27 protein-coding genes and 1 tRNA gene are annotated in these 22,792 nt (G+C 57.6%); 17 read left to right on the top strand and 11 right to left on the bottom strand.

Annotated features, from left to right (window positions below; genetic code table 11):
• Positions 1 to 49 precede the first annotated feature (49 nt).
• Together ACR0MP_RS03875 and ACR0MP_RS03870 are read right to left on the bottom strand one after the other, a co-directional pair.
• Positions 50 to 784 (bottom strand): GNAT family N-acyltransferase, encoded by a 735-nt coding sequence (locus ACR0MP_RS03875; protein WP_170406340.1) that lies wholly within the window; start codon positions 782 to 784, stop codon positions 50 to 52.
• A gap of 98 nt (positions 785 to 882) precedes the next feature.
• On the bottom strand, positions 883 to 1,359 hold the full coding sequence (locus tag ACR0MP_RS03870) for an outer membrane protein assembly factor BamE (RefSeq protein ID WP_170396685.1): 477 nt from the start codon (positions 1,357 to 1,359) through the stop codon (positions 883 to 885).
• A gap of 84 nt (positions 1,360 to 1,443) precedes the next feature.
• On the opposite strand from ACR0MP_RS03870, the gene ACR0MP_RS03865 reads away from it, so the two are divergent.
• From ACR0MP_RS03865 to ACR0MP_RS03830, 8 genes are all read left to right on the top strand, one after another.
• Positions 1,444 to 1,980: a YceD family protein gene (locus tag ACR0MP_RS03865; protein ID WP_480886928.1), complete on the top strand. Its 537-nt coding sequence runs from the start codon at positions 1,444 to 1,446 to the stop codon at positions 1,978 to 1,980.
• 205 nt (positions 1,981 to 2,185) lie between these two features.
• Positions 2,186 to 2,392, top strand: a complete 207-nt coding sequence (gene rpmF, locus ACR0MP_RS03860) for a 50S ribosomal protein L32 (RefSeq protein ID WP_008756996.1) — start codon at positions 2,186 to 2,188, stop codon at positions 2,390 to 2,392.
• Positions 2,393 to 2,416: 24 nt separating this feature from the next.
• Complete coding sequence (gene plsX / locus ACR0MP_RS03855; protein ID WP_480886927.1) at positions 2,417 to 3,502, top strand: phosphate acyltransferase PlsX; 1,086 nt, start codon at positions 2,417 to 2,419, stop codon at positions 3,500 to 3,502.
• A 24-nt stretch (positions 3,503 to 3,526) separates the two neighbouring features.
• Complete coding sequence (locus ACR0MP_RS03850) at positions 3,527 to 4,498, top strand: beta-ketoacyl-ACP synthase III (protein WP_170406350.1); 972 nt, start codon at positions 3,527 to 3,529, stop codon at positions 4,496 to 4,498.
• Positions 4,499 to 4,594: 96 nt separating this feature from the next.
• The gene (gene ihfA / locus ACR0MP_RS03845; RefSeq protein WP_008755922.1) at positions 4,595 to 4,897 is read left to right on the top strand and encodes an integration host factor subunit alpha; all 303 of its coding nucleotides are present in this window, start codon (positions 4,595 to 4,597) and stop codon (positions 4,895 to 4,897) included.
• An 18-nt stretch (positions 4,898 to 4,915) separates the two neighbouring features.
• Complete coding sequence (locus ACR0MP_RS03840) at positions 4,916 to 5,506, top strand: MerR family transcriptional regulator (protein WP_480886925.1); 591 nt, start codon at positions 4,916 to 4,918, stop codon at positions 5,504 to 5,506.
• 61 nt (positions 5,507 to 5,567) lie between these two features.
• Positions 5,568 to 5,644, top strand: a tRNA-Pro gene (locus ACR0MP_RS03835).
• Between the two features lie 61 nt (positions 5,645 to 5,705).
• Positions 5,706 to 6,785, top strand: a complete 1,080-nt coding sequence (locus tag ACR0MP_RS03830) for a 2'-deoxycytidine 5'-triphosphate deaminase (protein ID WP_480887045.1) — start codon at positions 5,706 to 5,708, stop codon at positions 6,783 to 6,785.
• 3 nt (positions 6,786 to 6,788) lie between these two features.
• On the opposite strand, the gene ACR0MP_RS03825 is transcribed toward ACR0MP_RS03830, so the two are convergent.
• The 6 genes from ACR0MP_RS03825 to argS all read right to left on the bottom strand — a co-directional run bounded on the left by ACR0MP_RS03825 (position 6,789) and on the right by argS (position 12,401).
• Positions 6,789 to 7,028, bottom strand: coding sequence for a hypothetical protein (locus tag ACR0MP_RS03825; RefSeq protein WP_170396673.1), 240 nt, complete (start codon positions 7,026 to 7,028; stop codon positions 6,789 to 6,791).
• A 65-nt stretch (positions 7,029 to 7,093) separates the two neighbouring features.
• Positions 7,094 to 7,744 carry an SMC-Scp complex subunit ScpB gene (gene scpB, locus ACR0MP_RS03820; RefSeq protein WP_170396671.1) on the bottom strand — a complete coding sequence of 217 codons (651 nt, stop codon included), beginning with the start codon at positions 7,742 to 7,744 and terminating at the stop codon, positions 7,094 to 7,096.
• Positions 7,737 to 8,531 (bottom strand): segregation and condensation protein A, encoded by a 795-nt coding sequence (locus tag ACR0MP_RS03815; protein ID WP_170509855.1) that lies wholly within the window; start codon positions 8,529 to 8,531, stop codon positions 7,737 to 7,739. The genes scpB and ACR0MP_RS03815 overlap by 8 nt, the downstream gene beginning before the upstream one ends.
• Entirely contained in the window at positions 8,521 to 9,528 is a 1,008-nt protein-coding gene (gene nagZ, locus ACR0MP_RS03810) for a beta-N-acetylhexosaminidase (protein ID WP_480886924.1), read from the bottom strand. Before nagZ ends, ACR0MP_RS03815 begins: the two co-directional genes overlap by 11 nt.
• Positions 9,525 to 10,616 (bottom strand): SPOR domain-containing protein, encoded by a 1,092-nt coding sequence (locus ACR0MP_RS03805; protein WP_480886922.1) that lies wholly within the window; start codon positions 10,614 to 10,616, stop codon positions 9,525 to 9,527. The genes nagZ and ACR0MP_RS03805 overlap by 4 nt, the downstream gene beginning before the upstream one ends.
• A 39-nt stretch (positions 10,617 to 10,655) precedes the next feature.
• Positions 10,656 to 12,401, bottom strand: a complete 1,746-nt coding sequence (gene argS / locus ACR0MP_RS03800) for an arginine--tRNA ligase (protein WP_480886920.1) — start codon at positions 12,399 to 12,401, stop codon at positions 10,656 to 10,658.
• 130 nt (positions 12,402 to 12,531) lie between these two features.
• On the opposite strand from argS, the gene ACR0MP_RS03795 reads away from it, so the two are divergent.
• Positions 12,532 to 13,083 carry a molybdopterin-binding protein gene (locus ACR0MP_RS03795; protein WP_170406372.1) on the top strand — a complete coding sequence of 184 codons (552 nt, stop codon included), beginning with the start codon at positions 12,532 to 12,534 and terminating at the stop codon, positions 13,081 to 13,083.
• Here ACR0MP_RS03795 and ACR0MP_RS03790 read toward each other — a convergent pair.
• The gene (locus ACR0MP_RS03790; RefSeq protein ID WP_170406375.1) at positions 13,065 to 14,222 is read right to left on the bottom strand and encodes a deoxyguanosinetriphosphate triphosphohydrolase; all 1,158 of its coding nucleotides are present in this window, start codon (positions 14,220 to 14,222) and stop codon (positions 13,065 to 13,067) included. The two genes, ACR0MP_RS03795 and ACR0MP_RS03790, sit on opposite strands and share 19 nt — an antisense overlap.
• 76 nt (positions 14,223 to 14,298) lie before the next feature.
• Between ACR0MP_RS03790 and ACR0MP_RS03785 the strand changes: the two genes are divergently transcribed.
• Together ACR0MP_RS03785 and xth are read left to right on the top strand one after the other, a co-directional pair.
• Positions 14,299 to 14,622, top strand: a complete 324-nt coding sequence (locus ACR0MP_RS03785) for a HesB/IscA family protein (protein ID WP_170406378.1) — start codon at positions 14,299 to 14,301, stop codon at positions 14,620 to 14,622.
• Between the two features lie 281 nt (positions 14,623 to 14,903).
• The gene (xth, locus tag ACR0MP_RS03780; RefSeq protein WP_170406381.1) at positions 14,904 to 15,683 is read left to right on the top strand and encodes an exodeoxyribonuclease III; all 780 of its coding nucleotides are present in this window, start codon (positions 14,904 to 14,906) and stop codon (positions 15,681 to 15,683) included.
• A 4-nt stretch (positions 15,684 to 15,687) separates the two neighbouring features.
• Here the strand turns inward: xth and ACR0MP_RS03775 are convergent, their stop codons facing one another.
• Complete coding sequence (locus ACR0MP_RS03775; protein ID WP_480886917.1) at positions 15,688 to 16,839, bottom strand: FAD-dependent monooxygenase; 1,152 nt, start codon at positions 16,837 to 16,839, stop codon at positions 15,688 to 15,690.
• A 72-nt stretch (positions 16,840 to 16,911) separates the two neighbouring features.
• The gene (dksA, locus tag ACR0MP_RS03770) at positions 16,912 to 17,334 is read right to left on the bottom strand and encodes an RNA polymerase-binding protein DksA (RefSeq protein ID WP_074736317.1); all 423 of its coding nucleotides are present in this window, start codon (positions 17,332 to 17,334) and stop codon (positions 16,912 to 16,914) included.
• A gap of 385 nt (positions 17,335 to 17,719) precedes the next feature.
• Here dksA and ACR0MP_RS03765 point away from each other — a divergent pair, with 385 nt between their 5' ends.
• The 6 genes from ACR0MP_RS03765 to ACR0MP_RS03740 form a co-directional block, all read left to right on the top strand.
• A complete protein-coding gene (locus ACR0MP_RS03765; RefSeq protein ID WP_170406386.1) occupies positions 17,720 to 18,565 on the top strand; it encodes an AAA family ATPase in 846 nt (281 codons plus the stop codon).
• Positions 18,566 to 18,655: 90 nt separating this feature from the next.
• Positions 18,656 to 19,105, top strand: coding sequence for an N-acetyltransferase family protein (locus ACR0MP_RS03760; protein ID WP_480886915.1), 450 nt, complete (start codon positions 18,656 to 18,658; stop codon positions 19,103 to 19,105).
• The gene (locus ACR0MP_RS03755) at positions 19,102 to 20,466 is read left to right on the top strand and encodes a DUF2927 domain-containing protein (RefSeq protein ID WP_480886913.1); all 1,365 of its coding nucleotides are present in this window, start codon (positions 19,102 to 19,104) and stop codon (positions 20,464 to 20,466) included. Before ACR0MP_RS03760 ends, ACR0MP_RS03755 begins: the two co-directional genes overlap by 4 nt.
• 6 nt (positions 20,467 to 20,472) lie before the next feature.
• Positions 20,473 to 20,640, top strand: a complete 168-nt coding sequence (locus ACR0MP_RS03750) for a hypothetical protein (protein WP_170396648.1) — start codon at positions 20,473 to 20,475, stop codon at positions 20,638 to 20,640.
• A 4-nt stretch (positions 20,641 to 20,644) separates the two neighbouring features.
• The gene (locus ACR0MP_RS03745; protein ID WP_170406394.1) at positions 20,645 to 21,829 is read left to right on the top strand and encodes a vWA domain-containing protein; all 1,185 of its coding nucleotides are present in this window, start codon (positions 20,645 to 20,647) and stop codon (positions 21,827 to 21,829) included.
• 161 nt (positions 21,830 to 21,990) lie between these two features.
• Positions 21,991 to 22,792, top strand: an 802-nt coding sequence (locus ACR0MP_RS03740; protein WP_480886911.1) for a hypothetical protein, incomplete at its 3' end; no start/stop codon positions are given.

The raw sequence follows: 22,792 nt of genomic DNA, 5'->3' as shown, positions 1-22,792 counted from the left end.
CAAAGCAAGGCGTCAACGCCCCAACTTCACCTTTTCCCAGATACTCAAATCACCCTGCCACCGCGCGCAGCAACCGTTTACGAGCTGGGGGAATTGCTCCGATTTCAAGGCCGGTGAACACATGCAGGGTGTTCATGTGCCTGTCTACCACCGCATGATCGCTGACCCACCCCCCCATCATCAGATAGGTACGCAACAAGGGCGGCATCCGAAGCATCGCCTGTTTTACATCAGGGCGTCGGCGCAAACGCGCCGCAAAGCGAAACACATCCGGCGCCTTGACTCGTGGCAACCAACGCCTTGGCGCCAGATGTCGGTGTTTGAGCATCGCAAAAGCGTCAAGATATTCGGCAGTTTCTGTTCCAGCGAATGACGAACAACCAAACAGCATTTCGATCCCGTTCTGATCGACATACGCCGTCATTGCGCCCCACGCGACACGCAAGATATCCGGATCATTGTAGTCCGGGTGAATACAGAACCGGCCCATCTCGACCATTGGTCCGGTAAAATCGCGTAGCGCCGACAGGTCATAGAACTGTGCCGAGTAGCTGAGTCCGATTTCAAAGCCGCCCTGCATTGTCAGCATACGGAAACAGCACACCAACGCCCCACCGGCCTGCAGATCTTCGACCAGAACATGGGCGCAGCGTTCGTCAAAAGCATCACAATCCTGACCATCAGTAGCAAAGGTCAGCATCCTCAGCGTCTGCGCCGCCGCCACGTCTTGCTCGGTTTGCGCCAAGCGGGCGCGATATCGGCCCTTGTCCAACAAAACCGCCATGGTCGCATCCTCCTGCGGTTGCTGACCGGTCACATCTGTCTGGTCCTTACTACAGAATGTGTGACTGTCCTGTGACCACTGCAAGAGAATTGGTCGCTTTAGTTGTTTGCGCCAGGAATATTTGCCGGGTTGAAGTTACCGATGTTACCCAGAAGCTGACGCAGGAAGCCTTTGTCTTCCACGTTGGAATCGGTCACGCGACGATCCAGCACGATGACATAGCCGTCTTCCAGGCCGAACCGCTCGATATTGCGAACGACGCCGCGCTGATCAAAGCTGATCGCGACCAGTTCACGTGAAACGACCTCGGGTCGTTTGGGCCCATAATGACGGACGCGCGAGGCGACATAGTAATAGCCCGAATCCCGCACCACGCCCGCCGAGCTGGGCGCGCCGATGGTTTCTTCAACACTATCGCGGGTATCGACGCCGACCTTGATTTTGGCCAGGTCCTCTGGCGGAGGCACGTAGCCGTGATTCTTGAAGATTGGTGAACATGCGCCCGCGACCGCCAGACAGGCCGCAAAGACAAGCGTTTTCGACGCTGGTTTCAACCTGTTCAAACCCTTCAACATGCACATCCTCTTGCCATGGCCCCTTGCGGACCCTATCCGATTACAGAAACCAAGGCTCCGGTTCAACACAGGAAAACCTCACGAATGAGCAACCAGACATCTTTACGCGTCGCAGACCTGCCGCAAAACGCTCCGACCCCGTTTGAGTTGCGCCCGACCGGCGACGCGCTGGAGGCCATAAAACAAGAGCTCGGACTGCTTGGCCTGCGCAAGCTCAGCTTTGTCGGCGAATTGCGCGCGCAGGGCAAACGGGATTGGATGCTTTCTGGCAAGCTGGGCGCAACGGTGATCCAACCTTGTGTCGTGACGCTGGAACCTGTGACCACACGCATCGACACCCCGGTGAGTCGCGTTTTTGTGGCCGATTGGAGCGATCCGGAAGAGCCCGAGTTCGAAATCCCCGAGGATGACGAGACCGAACCGCTTGGCCCCGAGATCGATCCTGCGCTGATCATGGTTGAAGCGCTGTCGCTGGCCCTGCCCCAATATCCACGGAAGGATGGAGTTGAGCTGGGCCAGATAGACTATACCGAACCGGGCAAACAGGCCCTCACAGATGAGGATGTAAAACCCTTCGCTGGTTTGGCGAGGCTGCGGGATGCGATGAAAAAAGACGAGTGACAGGCGAGGGATTTCCTGTCATAGCAGGCCGTCAGAAAAACCGCTTGAACATGACGAGAATCGCAGTATTTTCGCGCGCTCATTGGAATTTGGGTTGGACATTGCGGGGCAAGCCCCTTAAACGCGCGTCAAACCACGAGAAAACAAAGTACGTAACCCGGCTGACAGCGAATCTGTCAGCCCATATCAGACAAAGGTTGAGACCATGGCCGTCCAACAGAACAAAGTTTCCAAGTCGCGTCGCAACAACCGCCGCGCACACGACGCTCTGGTTGCTGCAAACCCGAACGAATGCCCGAACTGCGGCGAGCTGAAGCGCCCACACCACGTTTGCGCATCTTGCGGCCACTATGACGATCGTGAAGTCGTCGCTCAGGCCGACGAAATCGACCTGGACGAAGACGCGGCCTAAGCCTGATTGGACGCAGGCCAAGGCATGACGGATCAGCCCACGCAGACCGGACGGATCATCATCTCGGTTGACGCTATGGGCGGAGATTCGGGCCCTGCCGTCGTTGTGGCGGGCATTGCAAAATCTGCGGACAAGAACCCGAAGATCGGGTTCATCCTGCACGGTCAGGAACAGGAACTACGCAAGCTGGTTGCCAAACGGCGTGTCCTTGATGGGCGCGTCGTTTTTCGTGATTGCCCGGACGTGGTCACGATGGAAGACAAACCAAGCCAGGTTGTCCGCAGCGGCAAGAGCACGTCGATGTGGTCCGCTCTGGAAGCGGTGCGTGCAGGTGAAGCGCACGGCGCAGTGTCCTGCGGCAATACGGGCGCGCTGATGGCCATGTCCATGTTGCGGCTGCGCAAGCTGCCCGGCGTGAACCGCCCTGCCATCGCGATCCTGTGGCCCTCGCGCAATCCGCATGGGTTCAACGTGATGCTGGACGTCGGCGCAGATGTGCGCGCTGATGCCAAGGACCTTTTGCAATACGCGCTGATGGGGGCTTCATACGCGCGCAACGGTATGGCGCTCAGCCGCCCTAGGATCGGGTTGCTGAATGTCGGCACCGAAGAACACAAGGGCCGCGCTGAACTGAAGGAAGCCCACGCGATGATCTCGGACTTTGCCGATCAGGCGAATTTCGAGTTCGTGGGCTTTGTCGAGGGCAGCGATATCCCCGGCGACAAAGCTGACGTGATCGTGACCGACGGCTTCACTGGAAATGTCGCCATTAAAACCGGCGAAGGCACCGCGAACCTTATCCGTGATTTGCTTCGTGAAGCGTTCAAATACTCGCCCCTATCCCGGCTGGCCTCGATCCTGGCAATCACCTCGTTGAATCGTCTGAAAAAGCGGATAGACCCGCGCCGAGTCAATGGCGGCGTGTTCCTGGGACTCAACGGAACCGTGGTGAAATCCCACGGCGGAGCGGACGCAACCGGCGTTTCCGCAGCGGTTAAGCTGGCCTTCACTCTGGCTGAATCCGGTTTCGCCGAAAAATTGGCGGCACGGGTTGCATCAACAGCCGCACTTGCACAAGATGCGGCCCATTCCGTGTCTCAATCGGAATAATAACAAAAAAGGCAGTACCCCAGCATGGCAGGCCGCTCAGTTGTTGTAGGTGTCGGGCATTATTTGCCAGAGCGCGTTGTACCGAACTCTGAGTTCGAGAAAACGCTGGATACAACGGACGAATGGATTCGCACCCGGTCCGGGATCGAGCGGCGACATTTCGCGGCCGAGGACGAAACCACATCCGATCTGGCCACCAAAGCGGCCGAAGCTGCACTGGCTGATGCCGGACTGACGGCGGATGATATCGACGCGATTGTACTGGCAACCTCCACAGCTGATCTGACCTTTCCTTCGGCGGCAACCATGGTACAGGCCCGGTTGGGCATGACCAAAGGTTTTGCCTTCGATGTACAGGCGGTCTGCGCTGGGTTTGTCTTTGCCCTCAGCAACGCCAACGCCCTGATCCTGTCCGGTCAGGCCAAGCGCGTACTGGTGATCGGCGCCGAGACCTTTTCACGAATCATGGACTGGACCGACCGCTCGACCTGCGTGCTGTTTGGCGATGGCGCGGGCGCACTGGTTCTGGAAGAGCAAGAAGGTCAGGGCACTTCGGATGATCGCGGTATTCTTGCGACCGACTTGAATTCGGACGGACGCTACAAAGACCTTCTCTATGTTGATGGCGGGGTTTCGACCCAATCCACCGGCCACTTGCGGATGCAGGGCAATCAGGTCTTCCGTCATGCGGTCGAAAAACTGGCCCGAACCGCAGAAGTCGCGCTGGAGCGTGCAGGTCTGTCCAGCGACGATGTTGACTGGATCGTGCCGCATCAGGCCAATATCCGCATTATTCAGGGCACCGCCAAGAAGATGGGCCTGCCGATGGATAACGTTGTGGTCACCGTTCAGGACCATGGCAACACATCGGCAGCCTCCATCCCTCTGGCCCTGTCGGTGGGCAAGCAAAACGGCCAGATCAAAACCGGCGATCTGATCGTTACAGAGGCGATTGGTGGCGGTCTGGCCTGGGGTGCGGTCGCACTGCGTTGGTGACCGGCACAATCCGGCTTACAGAGCCTCCTGCAATTCATTGATATTGACAGCGAATTTTGCATAGCCATATGCTCAGACATCAACAGGGGAAAAAGCATGGGCGACAAAACACTGACCCGAATGGATCTGAGCGAGGCCGTCTTTCGTGAGGTTGGCCTGTCACGCAATGAAAGCGCACAGCTGGTCGAAAGCGTTCTGAACCACATGTCTGACGCGCTGGTGCGTGGCGAACAGGTCAAGATTTCGTCCTTCGGCACCTTCAGCGTTCGGGACAAAACTGCCCGTATCGGTCGCAACCCTAAAACCGGTGAAGAGGTTCCGATCCAGCCCCGTCGTGTACTGACATTCCGTCCGTCGCACCTGATGAAGGATCGCGTCGCCGCAGGGAACCGCAAGTAAGTTCAGGACATCCAGGTTATGAGTAAGTCCCCCGATGCCTTTCGCACCATAAGTGAAGTTGCGGACTGGCTCGGAGTTCATGCTCATGTGCTGCGTTTCTGGGAAAGCCGGTTTGCCCAAGTCAAACCCGTCAAACGCGCCGGTGGACGGCGATATTATCGCCCCAATGATATGCGTCTGCTGGGCGGTATTAAGAAACTGCTGCACGAGGACGGGATTACCATCAAAGGTGTTCAGCGTATCCTTCGGGAACAGGGCGTTGCGCATGTTGCTTCGCTGTCACCTAGCCTGGATGAAAACGCGCCCGTACCCAGCATCGACGATACTGTGGTTCCGTTTGCTTCAGCGCCGGAACCATCCGCAAACCAGATCGACATGGATTTGGGCGAACCCGCCCATTCCCCTGCCCCGAGGGCTCCGAAACCCGTCGCAACCCCCGAACCCAACCCGATACCGGCTGAGCTGGATGCAGCGCCGCTGATGGGTGGTATTGCCTCGCTGGCATGGAATCGTGACGAGTATGACGATGAGCTGTTGCACCAGATTGCACCCATCGCCAAGGACCTGCGCAGGTGGCTGGATCGCGTCGAACACCACACGGCGGGATAGCAAAAAAGGCGATGATTTCCTCTTGCCCCCGCCGGGAAAGTCTTTATGAACACCTCAACGTCGGGCTATGGCGCAGCCTGGTAGCGCGTCCGTCTGGGGGACGGAAGGTCGCAGGTTCGAGTCCTGCTAGCCCGACCAAATCACACCGACGTTTATGGCACATAGGCCAGATCCCGCTCTGGCAGCAGAGGGGATCGAGATGACAGGTGTTTGCCCAAACCAACAGCTTGAGGTGATGATTGCACGCGCTGAGATCGCCGCAAGCCCGGATATCATCCCTGCACAAGTGCAGCCGGCAAGCCTTGATCTACGTTTGGGCACAGTGGCTTACCGGGTGCGCGCGTCCTTTCTGGCGGGCGAAGGGCGTTCTGTCGCAGACCGGCTGGCCGAGTTTGAGATGCACCGCATCGACATCACTGAAGGCGCTGTTCTGGAAAAGGGCTGTGTCTATCTGGTGCCGCTGATGGAATCACTCGCCCTGCCCGATGACGTCAGTGCGGTGGCCAATGCCAAAAGCTCGACCGGGCGGCTCGACTTGCTCACGCGCACGATCACCGATGGCGGAACCGAGTTTGATCGGGTTCCCGCAGGCTACACAGGTCCGCTTTATGCCGAGATCTGCCCGCGATCGTTCTCGGTTCTGGTGCGCCCCGGAATGCGTCTGAATCAGATCCGTTTCCGCAAAGGTCAGGCGGTACTCAGCGACGCCGAGCTGACCGCGTTGCATGGTCAAACGCCGTTGGTTGATGGGCCAGCCGTCATTCAGGACGGGTTGGGGTTTTCGGTCGATCTGCAACTGCCCGATACCGATCTGGTCGGCTATCGCGCCAAGCCCCATACCGGGGTGATCGATCTGGATCGGATCGGCGAATACGACCCGCAGGAATACTGGGAAGAGGTGCATACCAAGGACGGTCGCATCATCCTCGACCCCGGCGCGTTCTACATTCTCGTCAGCCGCGAAGCGGTGCATATCCCGCCAATGTATGCTGCTGAAATGGCCCCATATCTCGCTATGGTCGGCGAGTTCCGGGTACATTACGCCGGATTCTTTGACCCGGGCTTTGGACATGCCGAAGCAGGCGGTGCCGGATCACGCGGGGTGCTGGAAGTGCGCTGCCACGAAGCGCCATTTGTGTTGGAACACGGACAAGTCGTCGGGCGCCTGGTTTATGAGAAGATGGCCGAAATGCCGACACAGCTATATGGAGCTGGGATTGCCTCGAACTATCAGGGTCAAGGCCTGAAACTGTCCAAGCATTTCAAAGCCGTGGGCTGAGTTTCAGAACTTCATGAACCGACGCATCTGACGCGACACCTGCCGCATCTGCTTTGCGCTTTGATTTTGGCGCTTGGTCGCATCGCGCATCTGGCGATCCGCCTCGGGGCCATTCTCAACATCAGACTGACCCGGTTTGCGGCCCACCTTGCTGGCCATATCAATACCCTTGTCCACACCGTGGTTCACCAGGCGACGCATCACCCGGCGCACGATCATATCGATGATCCGATTGGCATTCATTGGCTCAACTCCGTTATGTGCACCCTAGGATAGGTGCGATCTGCGGCAGTAAAAGGGCCGTCCGATCACTCTTCTTCGAACAGCTCGGTTTGATCTTCGTCCTCGTCATCACCCTGCCCTTCGCCCAGCGGCACAGCACCAGGGGGTGGGCGATTTTCCAACAGTCCGGCTGCGCGCAACTCCTTCAGGCCCGGCAGGTCACGGGCGTTTTCCAGCCCGAAATGATCCAGAAACTCAGGCGTTACGACGAATGTCACCGGACGGCCTGGTGTCATGCGACGGCGGCCCAGTCGGATCCACTCCATCTCAAGCAGTTGATCAATGGTGCCGCGCGAAACGGACACGCCCCGGATTTCCTCAATCTCGGCGCGGGTGCAGGGCTGGTGATAGGCCACGATTGCCAGTGTTTCGATTGCAGCCCGGCTAAGCTTGCGGGTCTCAACCGTTTCCTTCTGCATCAGGAAGCCAAGATCGGGGGCTGTGCGGATCGCCCAAGCCTCACCAACGCGCACCACACGCACCCCGCGCCCTTCGTACCGTTTCTGAAGCGATTCAACAGCTTGCGCGGCATTGCTGCCATGGGGCATCCGCGCTTCAAGATCACCAATCGTCACCGGCTCGGCGCTGGCAAACAGCACGGCCTCGACCATACGTTCCTGTTCCGCCAAGGGTGGCGCTTCGAACAGTGTGCCTGTCTCTTCGTTGGCGTCAGTCACGTGTCTCAGTCCTCTTACGCAGATGGATCGGCGCAAAGGTCTCGCTTTGCTTGATCTCCATATGTCCTTCTTTCACCAGCTCAAGCGAGGCTGCGAAGGTTGCAGCCGTGGCCGAGCGTCGCCGCACCGGATCGGCATCCCAGCCTTCGGGCAGGTAGGTCTCCATATCCGTCCACGCACCGGCAAAGCCTATCAAGGGCCGCATCCGCTCAAGCGCTTGTTCCATGGTGAAAACGGCGTCGCGATCCATGACGAAGGGGCGGAACTCGTCGCGCGTGCGGATACGCGCATAGCCCTGCATCAGGTCCAGCAGTGTGGCGGAATAGGTCACGGTGCGGATACGCGTAACATCCTCACCCTGCCCGCGTTTAAAAAAATCGCGGCCCAATTGATCACGCGCCATCAACCGAGCGGCGGCATCACGCATGGCCTGCAGACGCTCCAATTGGAATGCGAGGTGCGCGGCGAGTTCCTCGCCCGATGGGCCTTCGTCATCCGGGTCCGGAGGCAATAACAGGCGTGATTTGAGGAAGGCCAGCCAGGCCGCCATCACCAAATAATCTGCCGCCAGCTCAATCCGCAACTGCCGCGCTTTTTCGACAAAGGTCAGATACTGTTGCGCCAACGCCAGAACCGAGATTTTGCGCAAGTCCACTTTTTGCGTACGCGAAAGTGTCAAAAGCACATCGAGCGGACCCTCAAACCCATCGACGTCCACAATCAAAGCCTCGGCGGCCAGCCGATCGGCAACCGAGACCGGGTCTTCGCTGAAAAGGTTATCCTGCATATACCTGCCCGCCCATTAGGGCAGATAGTTCCGCCTCGGCGGCTTGGATGTCAAGTTCCTGTGGCGGTTGTCTCCGGGCCAGCGTCCGATCTGCACGGGCTTGTGCCGCATCCGACATCTCACCAGCGGCTTCGAGCACCTTAGCACGCTCTTCAAAGGCCCCGTTGCAGTGCAAAGCAACATCGCATCCAGCGTCCAGTGCCTGTCGGGCCAAGTCGGCGGGCGCGCCGTTCAGGGCTTTCATCGTGATATCGTCGGTCATAATCAGACCGTCGAAACCGATGCACTCCCTAATCAACGTCATCATTCCAGCAGAAATCGTTGCGGGCCGTGGATCGATCTGGTCATAAACCAAATGCGCCGTCATCCCCATCGGCAAGTCGTTCAGCGCGCGGAATGGTGCAAAATCTGCTGCTTCCAGTGCACTTAGAGAAAGATCCACATGCGGCAACTCGTGATGACTGTCGAGCGTCGACAGACCGTGGCCGGGCATGTGCTTTACTACCGGCAACACTCCGCCATCAAAGTGTCCGTTGGCAACGGCTCGACCAATCGCGGAAACCTTTTCGGGATCGGACCCATAGCAGCGGTTCTTCAGGAACGCATGAGTACCCTCGCGGGCCAGATCGACCATCGGCGCACAATTGCTGTCGATGCCCAATCCCAGCAGTTCATGCGCGATCAGACGATAGCGCAGATACATCGCGCGCTCGGCCTGATCTCCGGCATGCGCGACATGATCCAAAGGGGGCAACCATTCACGGGCTAAAGGTGCGCGCAGACGTTGTACGCGGCCCCCCTCCTGATCGACGGTGATTAGGCAATTTCGGCCAACCGCCTCGCGGAATTCCTCGCACAAGGCGCGGGTCTGATCAGCGGATTCGATGTTGCGGGCAAACAGAATGAACCCGAACGGGTTCATCTCTTTGAACAGAGCTTTCTCATCCGGCGTCAGGCGCAGCCCTTCGGCATCGGTGATAACCGCGCCAAATCTCACCGGACGGCGACCGGGATACAGTCTGCACCCTGCGCGACTAGGGCCGCGCAAAACTGGCGCGATTCGCTCAGATCATCAAACCCCATGACACGCAGGCGATAGAAGGTTCGCCCTCCGCTTGAGGTCTTCTGGATAACACGCTGTTTTCCATCCATATATTCTCCAAATCGACCATTCAAACGTGCCCATTCGGCCTGCGCCACATCGGCGCTTTCGTATGCCCCAAGCTGAGCAAGTCGCGTGCCTTTGGTCAATGTATCGGGATCAACATCCAGACCAACAGCAGCCTTTACTGCAGCATTGATCGCAGCTTCCGTAGCGCTGTTGGACGAAATAGAACTTGGCGTAGCGCGGGCTGGACGCACATGCGGACGCAGCGACCGGCGTACACCAGGCAGTGCAGCAATCTTAGGGTCGGGCTGTTGCGCTGCGTAATCAGCCGGATCAATCGCGGGCTCTTCTTCGGGCGTGACCAGGGAAGCCAATTGCACGCCCTGCTCAGGCGTCTGTTCGAGCTGAGGTTCGGCGGCGAGCCCTTCGGCCAGAGCGTTCACGATCGCCTGATCAGTGGCGGGTTCCTCAATCACTTGCACTGCATTTGTGGCCTCAAGCGCGGTCATGGGCGTGTCTTCATCAGTCAGAGACACGGGGCGCGGTGCAAGGATCAGACGATCTGCCGGCGGTGCAGCAGTCCCGATAGCGGCAACTGCATTCACCGCTAGGCCCTGATGATCAGCAGGCGTCCCGCCGGGATTTTCGGGCTGCACGCGCATGGGTCCTTCGGCGGCACGCACGACCGGTACCCCGCTGACGTCGCGCATGATCAGTTGGTAGCCCCAAACGCCGACTCCGGCGACCAGCGCCAAAGACGCAACCGCCCCAAGCACGTTGACAATGCGGCCCAGCCCAGCGCCTGCGCGCGGGGCGTCATCATAGCTATAGCTTTCATCTGGATAATCATACGCATCTTCAGGATGCGATTGATTCGAGTAATGCATCTGCTCGGGGCTATGCTGCCCCGAGTAATCGTAACGTGCCATTTCCGCCTCACCGCCCGATTGCGCCGTAAAAAGTGGCGCGCGGGTCATTTCTTGTCTGCCTCAGACCGGCGGTTCGGGCGATATTTGTTATCGCATCTCCTGCGCCGGAGTAACGCCAAGAATACCCAAGCCCGCTGAAATCACAACAGAAACAGCCCGGGCCAGTGCGATTTTCGATTGGCTTGTGGCAACATCGCCATCCTGAATGAAGCGCAACTGGGTTTCGTCATTGCCCTTGTTCCACAGCGCGTGGAAATCTCCTGCTAATTCATAGAGATAGAAGGCAACCCGGTGCGGTTCATTTGTGCGAGCGGTGATTTCAACCAGACGTGGCCATTCTGCCAGCTTCTTGGCAACGGTCAGCTCAGAGGCGTGGTCGATCTTGCCCAGATCTGCCCCAGATAGCGTAGCATCATCGGCAGAAATCCCGGCCTCAGCGGCGCGGCGCAGCACACTCATGACGCGGGCATGGGCGTATTGGACGTAGAACACCGGGTTTTCGCGGCTTTGTTCCAACACCTTGTCGAAATCGAAATCCAGCGGTGCGTCGTTCTTGCGGGTCAGCATCACGAAACGGGTTACATCAGGCCCGACCTGATCGACTACATCGCGCAACGTGACAAAGTTCCCTGCCCGCTTGGACATCTTGAACGGCTCGCCATTCTTCCACAGCTTCACCAATTGGGTCAGCTTGATATCCAGCGGCACCTTACCATCGGAAAGGGCCGAAACGGCCGCCTTCATCCGTTTGACATAGCCGCCATGGTCCGCACCGAATACGTCGATCAGCGCGTCAAACCCACGGCTCACCTTGTCATAATGATAAGCGATATCCGGGGCAAAATAGGTCCAGCTGCCGTCCGATTTCTTGACCGGGCGGTCGACGTCATCCCCGTGTTCGGTCGACTTGAACAAGGTCTGCTCGCGCGGTTCCCAATCCTCGGGTTTCTTACCCTTGGGCGGCTCAAGAACGCCTTCGTAGATCAGGCCCTTGTCGGTTAGCGACTGAAGCGCAGCCTCGATCCGCCCTGTGCCGTAGAGCGACTTCTCTGAGAAGAACACATCCATCTCAACACCCAGCGCCTTCAGGTCGGCGCGGATCAGGTCCATCATAGCGCCGGTCGAGAACTCGCGCAGCTCTTCCAGCCATACGCTTTCAGGCTTGTCGATCAGGCTGTCGCCGTATTTCTCTTTCAGCGCCTGACCGATCGGGATCAGGTAATCGCCGGGATAGAGACCTTCTGCGATCTCGGGGCTCAGCCCGTTAGCCTCGCGATACCGTTCATATGCCGACCGCGCCAGCACATCCACCTGCGCGCCGCCATCGTTGATGTAGTATTCGCGGGTCACCTCATGGCCCGAATAGGCCAGCAAGCTTGCTAGCGCATCACCGAACACAGCCCCCCGCGTGTGGCCCACATGCAGCGGGCCGGTCGGGTTGGCCGAGACATACTCCACGTTCACCTTCTGACCATGTCCCATGGTCGAACGGCCATAATCGGTGCCCTTTTCCAGCACCGCAGCCAACACTCCCTGCCAAACCGAAGGCGCAAGCCGCAGGTTTAGAAAGCCCGGACCTGCCACCTCGGCGCTGGTGATCCGACCGTCCGCAGACAGCTTGCCTGCCAGCACATCCGCAATGTCCCGCGGCTTCATCTTCGCTGGTTTCGCCAGTACCATCGCCGCATTGGTCGCCATATCGCCATGCGCCGCATCGCGCGGAGGCTCAACCGCCACGTTGTCAAAGCTCAGCCCCTCAGGCAGCGCGCCTTCGGACTGCATCTGCGCCAGCGCGTCCAGTACCAGGCCGCGGATCTCGGAAAACAGGTTCATTTCGGATGTCCTTTTGCTTGCCGCGGGGTTTACCACGCAAAGCGCCAAGGTCAATGGACGCCTAAATTTTGCGCTTGGATTAACCGCTATCAGGGCTAAGGTCGGGGAAAACCGTGACCGGAGCCCCTGAATGCGCCTTACCCTGCCCTTCGCCTTGCTGCTGACCACCGCCCTGCCCACATGGGCCGAGATGCCCTCACCTCAAGGCCACGTATTGCTGACGCTCGGTGGCGCCATCACCGAAACCAATCTGCCCGCGCGCGCTGAGAATGACGGTGGGCTGTTGGGTTTTCTCGAAGTCACACATGACGGTGCAGCAGGCTTTGACGCTGCCATGCTGGACGGGTTGGATCAGATCGAAATAACCATCCGCTATGGCCCGCCAGAGAACCAGCGCGACTATACCTTCGCTGGTCCGCTGTTATCTGACGTGATGACGATGGCAGGTGCGAGGGGCAAATCTGCTCTGCCCATGGCTATGGATGGCTATCAGGCTGAAATTCCATGGGAAAGCATCGAGACACATCAACCCATCGTGGCCACCCACGCGGATGGCGTGCCGATGGGCATTGGTAGTTACGGCCCCACGATGATCGTTTTCCCGCCCACGGATGATGCTGAACTGGCTCAAACACAAGCCAGCCAACAGGTCTGGGCCATCGCCTATATTGCGATCGAGTGATCTCCGGTCAGCCGGGCATGGTCTTGCAGCGCAAACCTGTCGGTCATGCCCGCAATATAATCCGAGACGATGCGGGCCAGCGCGGTTTCATCCGTTGCCGCCTTGATATCGCTGTGCCAATGGCGCGGCATCTGTTTGGGATCGGACAGGTAAATCGGAAACAGTTCCTCAACCACCTTGCTGACACTGACGCGCACTTCCATCACGCTCGGTGCGCGATACATGCGCGAAAACAGGAAGGCGCGGATCTGTTTGAGCTTCGCCCAAAGATCATCCGAGAATTGAATGACCGGATAACCCAGATGGCGGATATCCTCGACCGACTGCGCCCCCGAGACCGCTATCAACGCGCGTGAGGTGTCGATAACATCCGAAACCATGACGCCAAATACCCGTCTGAGCGCCTCGTGCCGACGGCGATAAGGGTCAAGACTCGGAAATTTGGCATCCACTTCGGCGAAACAGGCATCAATTATGGGAAGCTGCTGAATGTCTTCATCTCTGAACAATCCCGCCCGCAATCCGTCAAACAGATCGTGGTTGTTGTAGGCAATGTCGTCTGACAACGCCGCGACTTGCGCCTCGGCGCTCGCATGGGTGTGAAGTTCGAGGTCAAAGCCCCGATTACACTCGGCCAATGCCCAAGGCAATGCACCAGTGACCGGCCCGTTGTGCTTGGCTATCCCTTCCAGACATTCCCAGGTCAGGTTGCACCCATCGAACTCGGCGTAGTGACGCTCAAGTTTGGTTACGATCCGAATGGCCTGCGCGTTGTGATCGAAGCCACCATATGGCTCCATCAACGCATGCAGAGCGTCCTCGCCCGTGTGACCAAACGGTGTATGCCCGAGGTCATGCGCCAACGCGACCGCTTCGGTCAATTCGCCGTTCAGGCCTAAGGCCCCGGCAATCGTTCGGGCCACCTGAGCCACTTCTATGGAATGCGTCAGGCGGGTTCGATAACTGTCACCCTCATGCTCAACAAACACTTGGGTTTTGTGTTTGAGCCGCCGAAATGCGCTAGCGTGAATAATCCTGTCCCGGTCGCGCTGAAAGCATGACCGAAAACTGCTTTCCTCCTCAGGTACAAGCCGCCCCCTTGCGCGGCCTGGGTCCGAGGCAAAACCCGCTCTGTCCAAAGGTCTTGTCCTTGTCGCCTGTCGTTAGGTTCCATATATTGTACGATGCTAAGGAAATAAACCTTTGGAGACCGGCATGAATCTGCCCCCAACAGTCACAGAACGCGCCTTTGAACGCCTGGCCGAAATCGGTGCCGCAGATCAGGGCCAGGCCCTGCGTGTCGCTGTGGAGGGTGGCGGATGTTCCGGTTTTCAATACGAGATCGCCCTGGATGAGCCGAAAGAGGACGATTTGGTGCTAGAGGGCAAAGGCCAAAAGGTCATCGTCGACTCGATCTCTCTGCCGTTTCTGGAGAACGCGGTAATTGATTTCACACAGGAACTCATCGGCGCGCGCTTCGTGATTGAGAACCCCAACGCCACGTCTTCCTGCGGCTGCGGCACATCGTTCTCGATGTAGCGCCAAGTGGGGGCTTTGCCCCCACACCCCCAAGGTATTTTTAGCCAGATGAAGAGGGATCCGCTCTCTGACAGTCAAAGTCAGAGAACTTCACCTGGCGCGGTCATCGGCGCCTCCGCCTGTACCGCATACTCAGTTTTGACGAATATGGTTAAGAATCCGTTTCTTCATCTGGCCCAAAATACCTCGGAGCGCGAGGCAGAGCCTCGCTTACTTGTTCGGCAACTTGCCGTAGCGTGTATTCTGCGCGATAGGTTGCCAATGGCACCGGAGGATCACGCATGAAAATCGCCACATTCAACATCAACGGTATCAAGGCACGGGCCGAGGCGTTACCTCGCTGGTTGGATGAGGCGCAGCCCGATGTTGTGTTGCTGCAGGAAATCAAATCTATTGATGAGAATTTCCCCCGCGAGATTTTCGAGGAGCGCGGATATAACGTTGAAACCCACGGGCAAAAGAGCTTCAACGGCGTTGCAATCCTTTCGAAATTGCCGCTTGAGGATGTCTCCCGTGGGTTGCCCGGTGATGAAAGTGATGAGCAGGCGCGCTGGATCGAAGCTACTGTCATAGGAAAGAGAGCACTGCGCATCTGCGGATTGTATCTGCCAAATGGCAATCCGGTGCCGGGGCCGAAATATGACTACAAGCTTGAGTGGATGGAGCGCCTCTATGATCGTGCCCGCGATTTGATGGCATCAGAGGAACCCGCGTTGATGGCCGGGGATTACAATATCATCCCGCAGGCCGAAGATGCCAAGCGCCCCGACGCCTGGCGCGAGGATGCGCTATTTCGACCCGAAAGTCGCGCTGCATTCCGTAAGGTATTGAATCTGGGCTTCACCGAAGCCTTTCGCGCACGAACGCAAGGCCCCGGTCATTACTCATTCTGGGATTATCAAGCCGGCGCGTGGAACAGAAACGACGGGATTCGCATCGATCACTTTCTTCTGACGCCGCAAGCTGCAGATTTGATGCGTGATTGCAGGATCGATGCCGAAGTGAGGGGGCACGAAAAACCTTCGGACCATGTGCCGGTCTGGGTTGATCTCGACCTGTGAACGCTTACGCGGTCGCGTCGTAGCTATAGATCCACTCGTAGCGCCGTGCCAAGCGTGGACCAACCGCCATTAAGGCGGCCTGCGCGGCCAGCCTCATTGGCCCACGAAGGTGGAAATTACGCGCATTTGCGCCTGCGGCGCCAACCACTTGCCTGGCACGCGGTCGTCGAGTGGCTTCATAGGTAGCCAATGCGCGGGCGACGCCTGAGTTGTCCTGGAACGCGCGTGTCAGGACCCAGGCATCTTCCAGTGCCAGGCAAGCTCCTTGGGCCATAAAAGGCAACGTCGGGTGCGCCGCATCCCCAAGTAAGGCCAATCGCCCATTCTGCCAGATTTGCGCCACGGGGCGCAGAAACAGAGCCCAAAGGTGAACCTCGTCAATCTTTGACAATATGTCACCAACCGGTCCGCCAAAATCGGCGAACCGGGTTCGCAGGTCGTCGGGATCACCCTGACGTCGCCAGCCTTCCTCTTGCCAGTCGGAACGCTCTTCTATGGCCACGATGTTCACGAGGCGTTGATCGCGCAGCGGGTAGGTTACCACGTGCCGGCCTGGCCCCATCGTCAAGGACGCGCATGGCAGTTCTTCTGGCTGGGTCCAGGGGATCGTTGCTCGCCAGGCAACCTGATGGGTGAACACCGGGACCTCGGGGCCATTCAAGATCGGGCGGATAGCGCTGCGCCCACCGTCTGCGGCGATCGCGCATTCCGCACGCAGCCTTTCGCCGCTTTCCAGAACGATCTCGGCTTCGCTTGGGTGTTTATGAACCTTCGCGACAGGTGCATCCAGCCGAATATCCACCCCAGAGCGCAAGGCGGCTTTGTGTAACAGGTCCAGCAGATCTGCCCGGTGATAATAGTAAGTCGACCCAGCGGCAGGGACCGGGACCCGACTGATCACGCGCCCATTACGGTAATCGCGCAGAACGGTCCCACCCGAGATTTGTCCAGCTTCCGGGACCTTACCAGCAACGCCTAGCGCACGCAGTACCGCCATCCCGTTCGCACTGATTTGCAATCCAGCACCAACTTCGGTCAGTTCTGGGGCCTGCTCCAGAACCGTCACCTGAGCACCCTGACTTCGCAGTGCGAGGGCCGCCGCCATGCCCCCAATGCCGCCGCCAATGACGCAGAAATTCAGACCATTGATATTCATGGACCTGCCATAACGCAAAAACGCCGAGGCGACAGGCCCCGGCGCAGTTGTTTTGTTGCAATTTCCCAGCGATCAATCGTCGCGGTGGACCTTTTCGCGGCGCTCGTGACGCTCTTGCGCCTCAAGCGTCATAGTCGCGATAGGACGCGCATCTAGGCGCTTGAGCGAGATCGGATCACCGGTCTTCTCGCAATATCCATACTCCCCTTCTTCGATCCGGCGTAGGGCCGAGTCGATTTTTGCCACCAGCTTACGCTGACGATCCCGGGTGCGCAGTTCCAGCGCACGGTCGGTCTCTTCGCTTGCGCGGTCAGCGACATCGGGAATGTTTCGGGTGTTGTCCTGCAGACCTTCGATCGTATCACGGCTGCCTGCGAGTAGTTCTGTCTTCCAATCCATCAGCTTGCGGCGAAAATACTCAAGCTGGCGATCATTCATGAAAGGTTCATCTTCAGCCGGACGGTAATCTTCCGGCAGAAAAACTTCCTGCTTCATATTTGCTCCCTCGGTATGGCCTGAAACGTCGGTTGCGATTGTATTACCTGACATTCGGCACCCCCTTCTGCGGAGCGTTTATCCGACGGGGCAGAGATTGTCACTACACAAACGTATGCCTCGCCGCCGCGTCACTCCGACTGCTCTAATATTGAGACTTGTAACAACAAAACCTTGTTTTTCTGTGGTTCTCGCAAGGCGTTTTTCAGGCAGCTTCAACCCCTGCGATACCCCGCCCCGAACGAATCGCCCAAAACAGATTGGACTTACAGCCCATCCCATCCTTTCGCGACGCTGCGGCCCGGCTTGTAAATAACCTTGCCGCTCTGTAACCCGAGCAGAGCAAACCCAGCCCGCATTCCGCGGAAACCACATGAGGGGTCCCATGACCGCACGTTTTCAAGGCACCGCAGAATATGTTGCCACCGACGATCTGAACATTGCCGTGAACGCTGCCGTCACGCTGGAACGCCCGCTGCTTGTCAAGGGCGAACCCGGTACCGGCAAAACCGAGCTGGCGAAACAGGTCGCAGGCGCGCTGGGGCTGACGATGATTGAGTGGAACGTGAAATCCACAACGCGCGCGCAGCAGGGACTGTATGAATACGATGCGGTCAGCCGTTTGCGTGACAGTCAGCTAGGTGATGAACGCGTGCACGATGTCTCGAATTATATTCGCAAGGGGAAGCTATGGCAGGCATTCGATGCGGATGAAAAGGTTGTGCTACTGATCGACGAGATTGACAAGGCTGATATCGAATTTCCCAACGATTTATTGCAAGAACTCGATAAGATGGAGTTCCACGTCTACGAGACCGGCGAGACGATCCGTGCTAAGAACCGCCCGATCGTCATAATCACGTCGAACAACGAAAAGGAACTACCTGACGCATTCCTGCGCCGCTGCTTCTTTCACTACATCCGCTTTCCAGACGAAGCCACGATGCGCCGTATCGTCGAAGTCCATCACCCCGGCATCAAAGATGCGCTGCTGACCACCGCGCTGACCCAGTTCTACGAAATCCGCGAAACGCAGGGTTTGAAGAAAAAGCCCTCGACCTCGGAAGTGCTGGACTGGCTGAAACTGCTCTTGGCTGAGGACTTGAGCGCTGAGGACCTTAAACGCGACGGTGTGAATGCACTGCCCAAGCTGCATGGTGCGCTTCTAAAAAATGAGCAGGACGTACACCTGTTTGAACGGCTGGCCTTTATGGCGCGTAGCAAGCGGTGATCACAGCTTGTCATCGGTACGGTCGGGTGTCAGCATTACATCAACGAAAGACCCCGCGCCAATCGGGCCTCCAGAGCAGGAAATAATAAAATGACTAACGCCCTCACAATTCGCCCCTTGCGACCAGAAGACCAGGATCAATGGGCCGAAATGTGGCGTGACTACCTGGCATTTTATGAAACCGAAGTGCCGGATTCGACTTTCCAAAGCACCTTTGCGCGGCTCTTAGGTGATGATCCGAATGACTTTTCCTGTATAGTCGCGGATTTGGATGGGCAACTGCTTGGACTGACCCACTACCTGTTTCATCGCCACGCCTGGAAGGAAGAAAGTGTCTGCTATCTGCAGGATCTCTATGCCCGCCCAGAAGCGCGAGGCACCGGAGTTGGACGCGCCCTGATTGAGGCCGTCTATGAAGAAGCGGACAGGCAGAAAGCCCCCTCAGTCTATTGGCTGACGCAGGAAAACAACCATACCGCACGCAAACTCTATGACCGCATCGGCAAGTTGTCGCCGTTCCTGAAGTATCAGCGACCATGAGGCTTTTAGGCGCAACCCTACTTCTGGCGGCGCTGTCTGCCTGCACCACGGTCGACCGGATCGAGACGCCGACCCGTACCCAGGTGATTGAAGCTTCGCTGCCGCCGTCTAAATCCTTCGGCGCTGCTCGTCCAAGCCCGCCTGCCCGTTCGAACAAGAATATCGCTGCCGACTTCCTCTCACTGCATTTCGCGCTTGAAAGCGGCGCGGAACTGCCGGTCTTCACCCGGTTTGATGGACCGATCACGGTGCGTCTGACTGGGACACCGCCACCAACGATGCAGACCGACCTGAGTCGGCTACTGACCCGGTTGCAACGTGAGGCGAAGATCGACATCCGGCAGATTCCAGAGGGTCAGGCGAACATCACGATCGAGGCTGTAAGCCAGAAACAGATCCGCCGCATCCTGCCGCAGGCCGCCTGTTTCGTCGTGCCCAACTCTTCAAGTCTGGAAGAATACCGCCGTGACAGGCGCAAAAGCAAAAGCAACTGGACCGAACTGCGAAAACGTGAACGGATCGGGATATTCATCCCCTACGATGCCAGCCCACAGGAAATTCGGGACTGCCTGCATGAAGAATTGGCTCAGGCACTTGGACCTCTGAACGACCTCTATCGCCTAACCGATTCAGTATTCAACGACGACAATTTCCACACGGTTCTGACCGGATTCGACATGTTGATCCTGCGCGCAGCCTATGCGCCTGAGCTGCAAAATGGCATGACACGCGAACAGGTGGCAGCGGTTCTGCCCGGCGTACTCAGCCGGCTGAACCCCAGAGGGGATCGGGTTGCGCCACAACAGGTTACTGAGACACCTCGGGCCTGGATTAACGCAGTTCAACGCGCTTTGGGGGCTGGCGCTGGTACGGCCAAACGCGTCAACGCTGCGAACGAGGCAGCGCGAATTGGTCAACAGCAAGGCTGGACCGACCACCGCCGCGCCTATCCGCATTATCTGCTAGGGCGCATGGGGCAATTCGACGACCCCGAGGCGGCGCAGCAGCAATATGAAATTGCCCTGAAATACCTGAACGCCACCCCGGGAACGGAAATTCAGCGCGCTCATATCACGGCACAAACCGCAGCCTTTGCTTTGGCACAGGGTCAGGGCACCGAGGCCCTGCCCGAATTGAACAAAGCAATCAATGTCATGACCAAGGCCGAGAACGCCGCCCTTCTGGCCACCCTGCTGCTGCTCAAATCCGAGGCACTGCGGCAGTCCGGTCGACTAGATCAGGCACGTCGCGTTCGGCTGGACAGTATCGGATGGGCACGTTACGGCTTCGGCTCGGATTTGGTGGTGCGCTCGGTCACACAAGACATCGCGCAGTCAGCCGCCACAAGCACGGGTGGATAACGTCACATGATAGTGGTTCTGGGCATGGCTATTCTGGGCGCGATTCTGGGCGCGTTGACAGCACGCAAACGTAACGGAAGCGGTGCGGATATGGCTCAATACGCTGCAGGTTACGGCATTGCCTTTGCGTTGGTCGGGCTGGTGATTTCACTGGTCATTGTCCGTCTGGTATAGAACGATGTTCCTGCCCTTCTTCGAAAACCTCCGAAACGCTGGCATTCCCGTATCTCTGCGCGAGTACCTGACGTTTCTGGAAGGGATGAAAAAGGGCTTGGCGACATACGATGTCGAGGCGTTTTACTATCTCGCGCGCGTTTCGATGGTGAAAGACGAGCGCAACATCGACAAGTTCGACCGTGCCTTTGCCGCCAGTTTCGAAGGGTTGGGTGAAATCAGTTTCGATCAAGTACTCGAGGCGGTCGATATTCCTGCCGAGTGGCTTGCAAAGATGGCCGAAAAGCACCTGTCGGATGAAGAAAAAGCCGAGATCGAGGCGCTTGGTGGCTTTGAGAAGCTGATGGAGACGCTACGCGAGCGCCTCAAGGACCAACAGGGTCGCCATCAGGGCGGTAACAAGTGGATCGGCACCGCGGGCACCTCACCTTTCGGTGCCTATGGCTACAACCCCGAAGGCGTGCGCATCGGCCAGAAAGAAAGCCGCTATCAGCGTGCCGTAAAGGTCTGGGACAAGCGCGAATTCAAAAACTTAGATGACACTGTTGAACTGGGCACCCGGAACATCAAGGTTGCCTTGAAACGCCTGCGCCGCTGGGCGCGTGAAGGTGCAGCGGAAGAGCTTGATCTGGATGGAACGATCAGGGCTACGGCTGAACACGGATATCTGGATGTCAAAACCCGACCCGAACGACACAACGCCGTCAAAGTGCTTTTGTTTCTGGACGTGGGCGGATCGATGGACCCGCATATCAAGGTTGTCGAAGAACTGTTCTCAGCGGCCCGAACCGAATTCAAGCATCTGGAATACTACTACTTCCACAATTGCCTCTATGAAGGCGTCTGGCGCGACAATCGCCGCCGCTGGGATCAGCAAACTCCGACGCACGAGGTCTTGCGCACATACGGGCCGGACTACAAATGCATCTTTGTCGGCGATGCCTCGATGAGTCCTTACGAGATCGCTTATCCCGGTGGTGCAAATGAGCATTGGAATCAGGAATCTGGCCAAGTCTGGCTGGGCCGTGCACGCGAACAGTGGACATCGAACCTGTGGATCAATCCAGTGCCAGAGAAGTATTGGGAATACACCCATTCGATCGGCATGATCCGTGAGATATTCGAAGATCGCATGGTACCCATGACGCTGGCGGGTTTAGAACAAGGTATGCGGGAACTGACGCGATAGTCACCGTCGGAGTCCTTGTTTTTTCAGAAACCGGAAACAATAGGCCCATTTTTCAGAGATATTCGCGTCAAAAGAACCACCAAAGAAACAATCTCGGCAAAATTCCCTGCCTCTCTCGAATTCGTGATATACGACAAAGGGATTGAAGCTGGGGGGCTGAGATGACCATTTCAAAACTACGAAATATCCTGACATCTGTTTTGACCATTACAGCGTTCGCAATTGCATCGGGTGCGACCGTGACATTGGTACTTTCCCCTGACGCCGCTTATGCCAAGAATGATAATGGCAATGGAAAGGGCCGCGGCGGCGGCAAAGGTAATTCTGGAAAAAGCAACGATGGTAACAAAGGCAAGGGTAAGTCCGGAAAAGGCAACGACGGCAACAAAAGTGGCGAAAAGGGAAAATCCGGCAAAGCTAAGGGTTCCAAAAGCGCGGGTAAAGATGCCGGCAAGGCCAACTCCAAAACGCACCGCGTGGAAAAGGCTTTCGGGTTTAACAAGAAGCAAAAGGCAAAACACCACCGGTCAGCCAAAGCCTCTGCTAAAGCTAAGGGACGGAACGGCAAGGTACAAAAGACCACACTGGCGGGCTTTGGAAGAGAGTTTAAACGCGATGTCGAGCAACTATTTGGCAAGCGTTCGCCGGTAAAAACCAAGTCAAGCGCGAACCGCGTAACGAAAACGTATCGCAAGGCGTCGGTTGCTCCTGTTGAGTATTCCCCGCGACCTGTTGCTCGCACAGATTATAAATCCAAGCACTATGACAGTAAGAAGCCCAGCAAGCGTCGCTATCGCGACCCGCTTGTTGCAGCGATCACCGATCCCGATGGCGCGGACAAGCTGCGTAACCTGAATGCGTCTAAGGCAGCAGCCCCGGCGTTCCGCAATGCTTCACCCAACAGCAATGTCGGCAAAATCGCGACCTACCAGGCGGCGGCGGAAACCTATTACGACTTACGCG

The organism is Ruegeria sp. K3, from assembly GCF_056531845.1.
This window is presented reverse-complemented; position numbering and strand designations above follow the sequence as displayed.

Bases quoted from the DNA above. Each gene is read 5' to 3' on its own strand.
- ACR0MP_RS03805 (WP_480886922.1), bottom strand. From the start codon at position 10,616: ATGACCCGCGCGCCACTTTTTACGGCGCAATCGGGCGGTGAGGCGGAA.
- argS (WP_480886920.1), bottom strand. From the start codon at position 12,401: ATGAACCTGTTTTCCGAGATCCGCGGCCTGGTACTGGACGCGCTGGCG.
- ACR0MP_RS03815 (WP_170509855.1), bottom strand. From the start codon at position 8,531: ATGCAGGATAACCTTTTCAGCGAAGACCCGGTCTCGGTTGCCGATCGG.
- xth (WP_170406381.1), top strand. From the start codon at position 14,904: ATGAAAATCGCCACATTCAACATCAACGGTATCAAGGCACGGGCCGAG.
- ihfA (WP_008755922.1), top strand. From the start codon at position 4,595: ATGGGCGACAAAACACTGACCCGAATGGATCTGAGCGAGGCCGTCTTT.
- ACR0MP_RS03745 (WP_170406394.1), top strand. From the start codon at position 20,645: ATGTTCCTGCCCTTCTTCGAAAACCTCCGAAACGCTGGCATTCCCGTA.
- ACR0MP_RS03865 (WP_480886928.1), top strand. From the start codon at position 1,444: ATGAGCAACCAGACATCTTTACGCGTCGCAGACCTGCCGCAAAACGCT.
- ACR0MP_RS03750 (WP_170396648.1), top strand. From the start codon at position 20,473: ATGATAGTGGTTCTGGGCATGGCTATTCTGGGCGCGATTCTGGGCGCG.
- ACR0MP_RS03830 (WP_480887045.1), top strand. From the start codon at position 5,706: ATGACAGGTGTTTGCCCAAACCAACAGCTTGAGGTGATGATTGCACGC.
- ACR0MP_RS03765 (WP_170406386.1), top strand. From the start codon at position 17,720: ATGACCGCACGTTTTCAAGGCACCGCAGAATATGTTGCCACCGACGAT.
- ACR0MP_RS03840 (WP_480886925.1), top strand. From the start codon at position 4,916: ATGAGTAAGTCCCCCGATGCCTTTCGCACCATAAGTGAAGTTGCGGAC.
- rpmF (WP_008756996.1), top strand. From the start codon at position 2,186: ATGGCCGTCCAACAGAACAAAGTTTCCAAGTCGCGTCGCAACAACCGC.
- ACR0MP_RS03755 (WP_480886913.1), top strand. From the start codon at position 19,102: ATGAGGCTTTTAGGCGCAACCCTACTTCTGGCGGCGCTGTCTGCCTGC.
- plsX (WP_480886927.1), top strand. From the start codon at position 2,417: ATGACGGATCAGCCCACGCAGACCGGACGGATCATCATCTCGGTTGAC.
- ACR0MP_RS03825 (WP_170396673.1), bottom strand. From the start codon at position 7,028: ATGAATGCCAATCGGATCATCGATATGATCGTGCGCCGGGTGATGCGT.
- ACR0MP_RS03760 (WP_480886915.1), top strand. From the start codon at position 18,656: ATGACTAACGCCCTCACAATTCGCCCCTTGCGACCAGAAGACCAGGAT.
- dksA (WP_074736317.1), bottom strand. From the start codon at position 17,334: ATGAAGCAGGAAGTTTTTCTGCCGGAAGATTACCGTCCGGCTGAAGAT.
- ACR0MP_RS03785 (WP_170406378.1), top strand. From the start codon at position 14,299: ATGAATCTGCCCCCAACAGTCACAGAACGCGCCTTTGAACGCCTGGCC.
- ACR0MP_RS03775 (WP_480886917.1), bottom strand. From the start codon at position 16,839: ATGAATATCAATGGTCTGAATTTCTGCGTCATTGGCGGCGGCATTGGG.
- ACR0MP_RS03870 (WP_170396685.1), bottom strand. From the start codon at position 1,359: ATGTTGAAGGGTTTGAACAGGTTGAAACCAGCGTCGAAAACGCTTGTC.
- ACR0MP_RS03795 (WP_170406372.1), top strand. From the start codon at position 12,532: ATGCGCCTTACCCTGCCCTTCGCCTTGCTGCTGACCACCGCCCTGCCC.
- ACR0MP_RS03850 (WP_170406350.1), top strand. From the start codon at position 3,527: ATGGCAGGCCGCTCAGTTGTTGTAGGTGTCGGGCATTATTTGCCAGAG.
- ACR0MP_RS03875 (WP_170406340.1), bottom strand. From the start codon at position 784: ATGGCGGTTTTGTTGGACAAGGGCCGATATCGCGCCCGCTTGGCGCAA.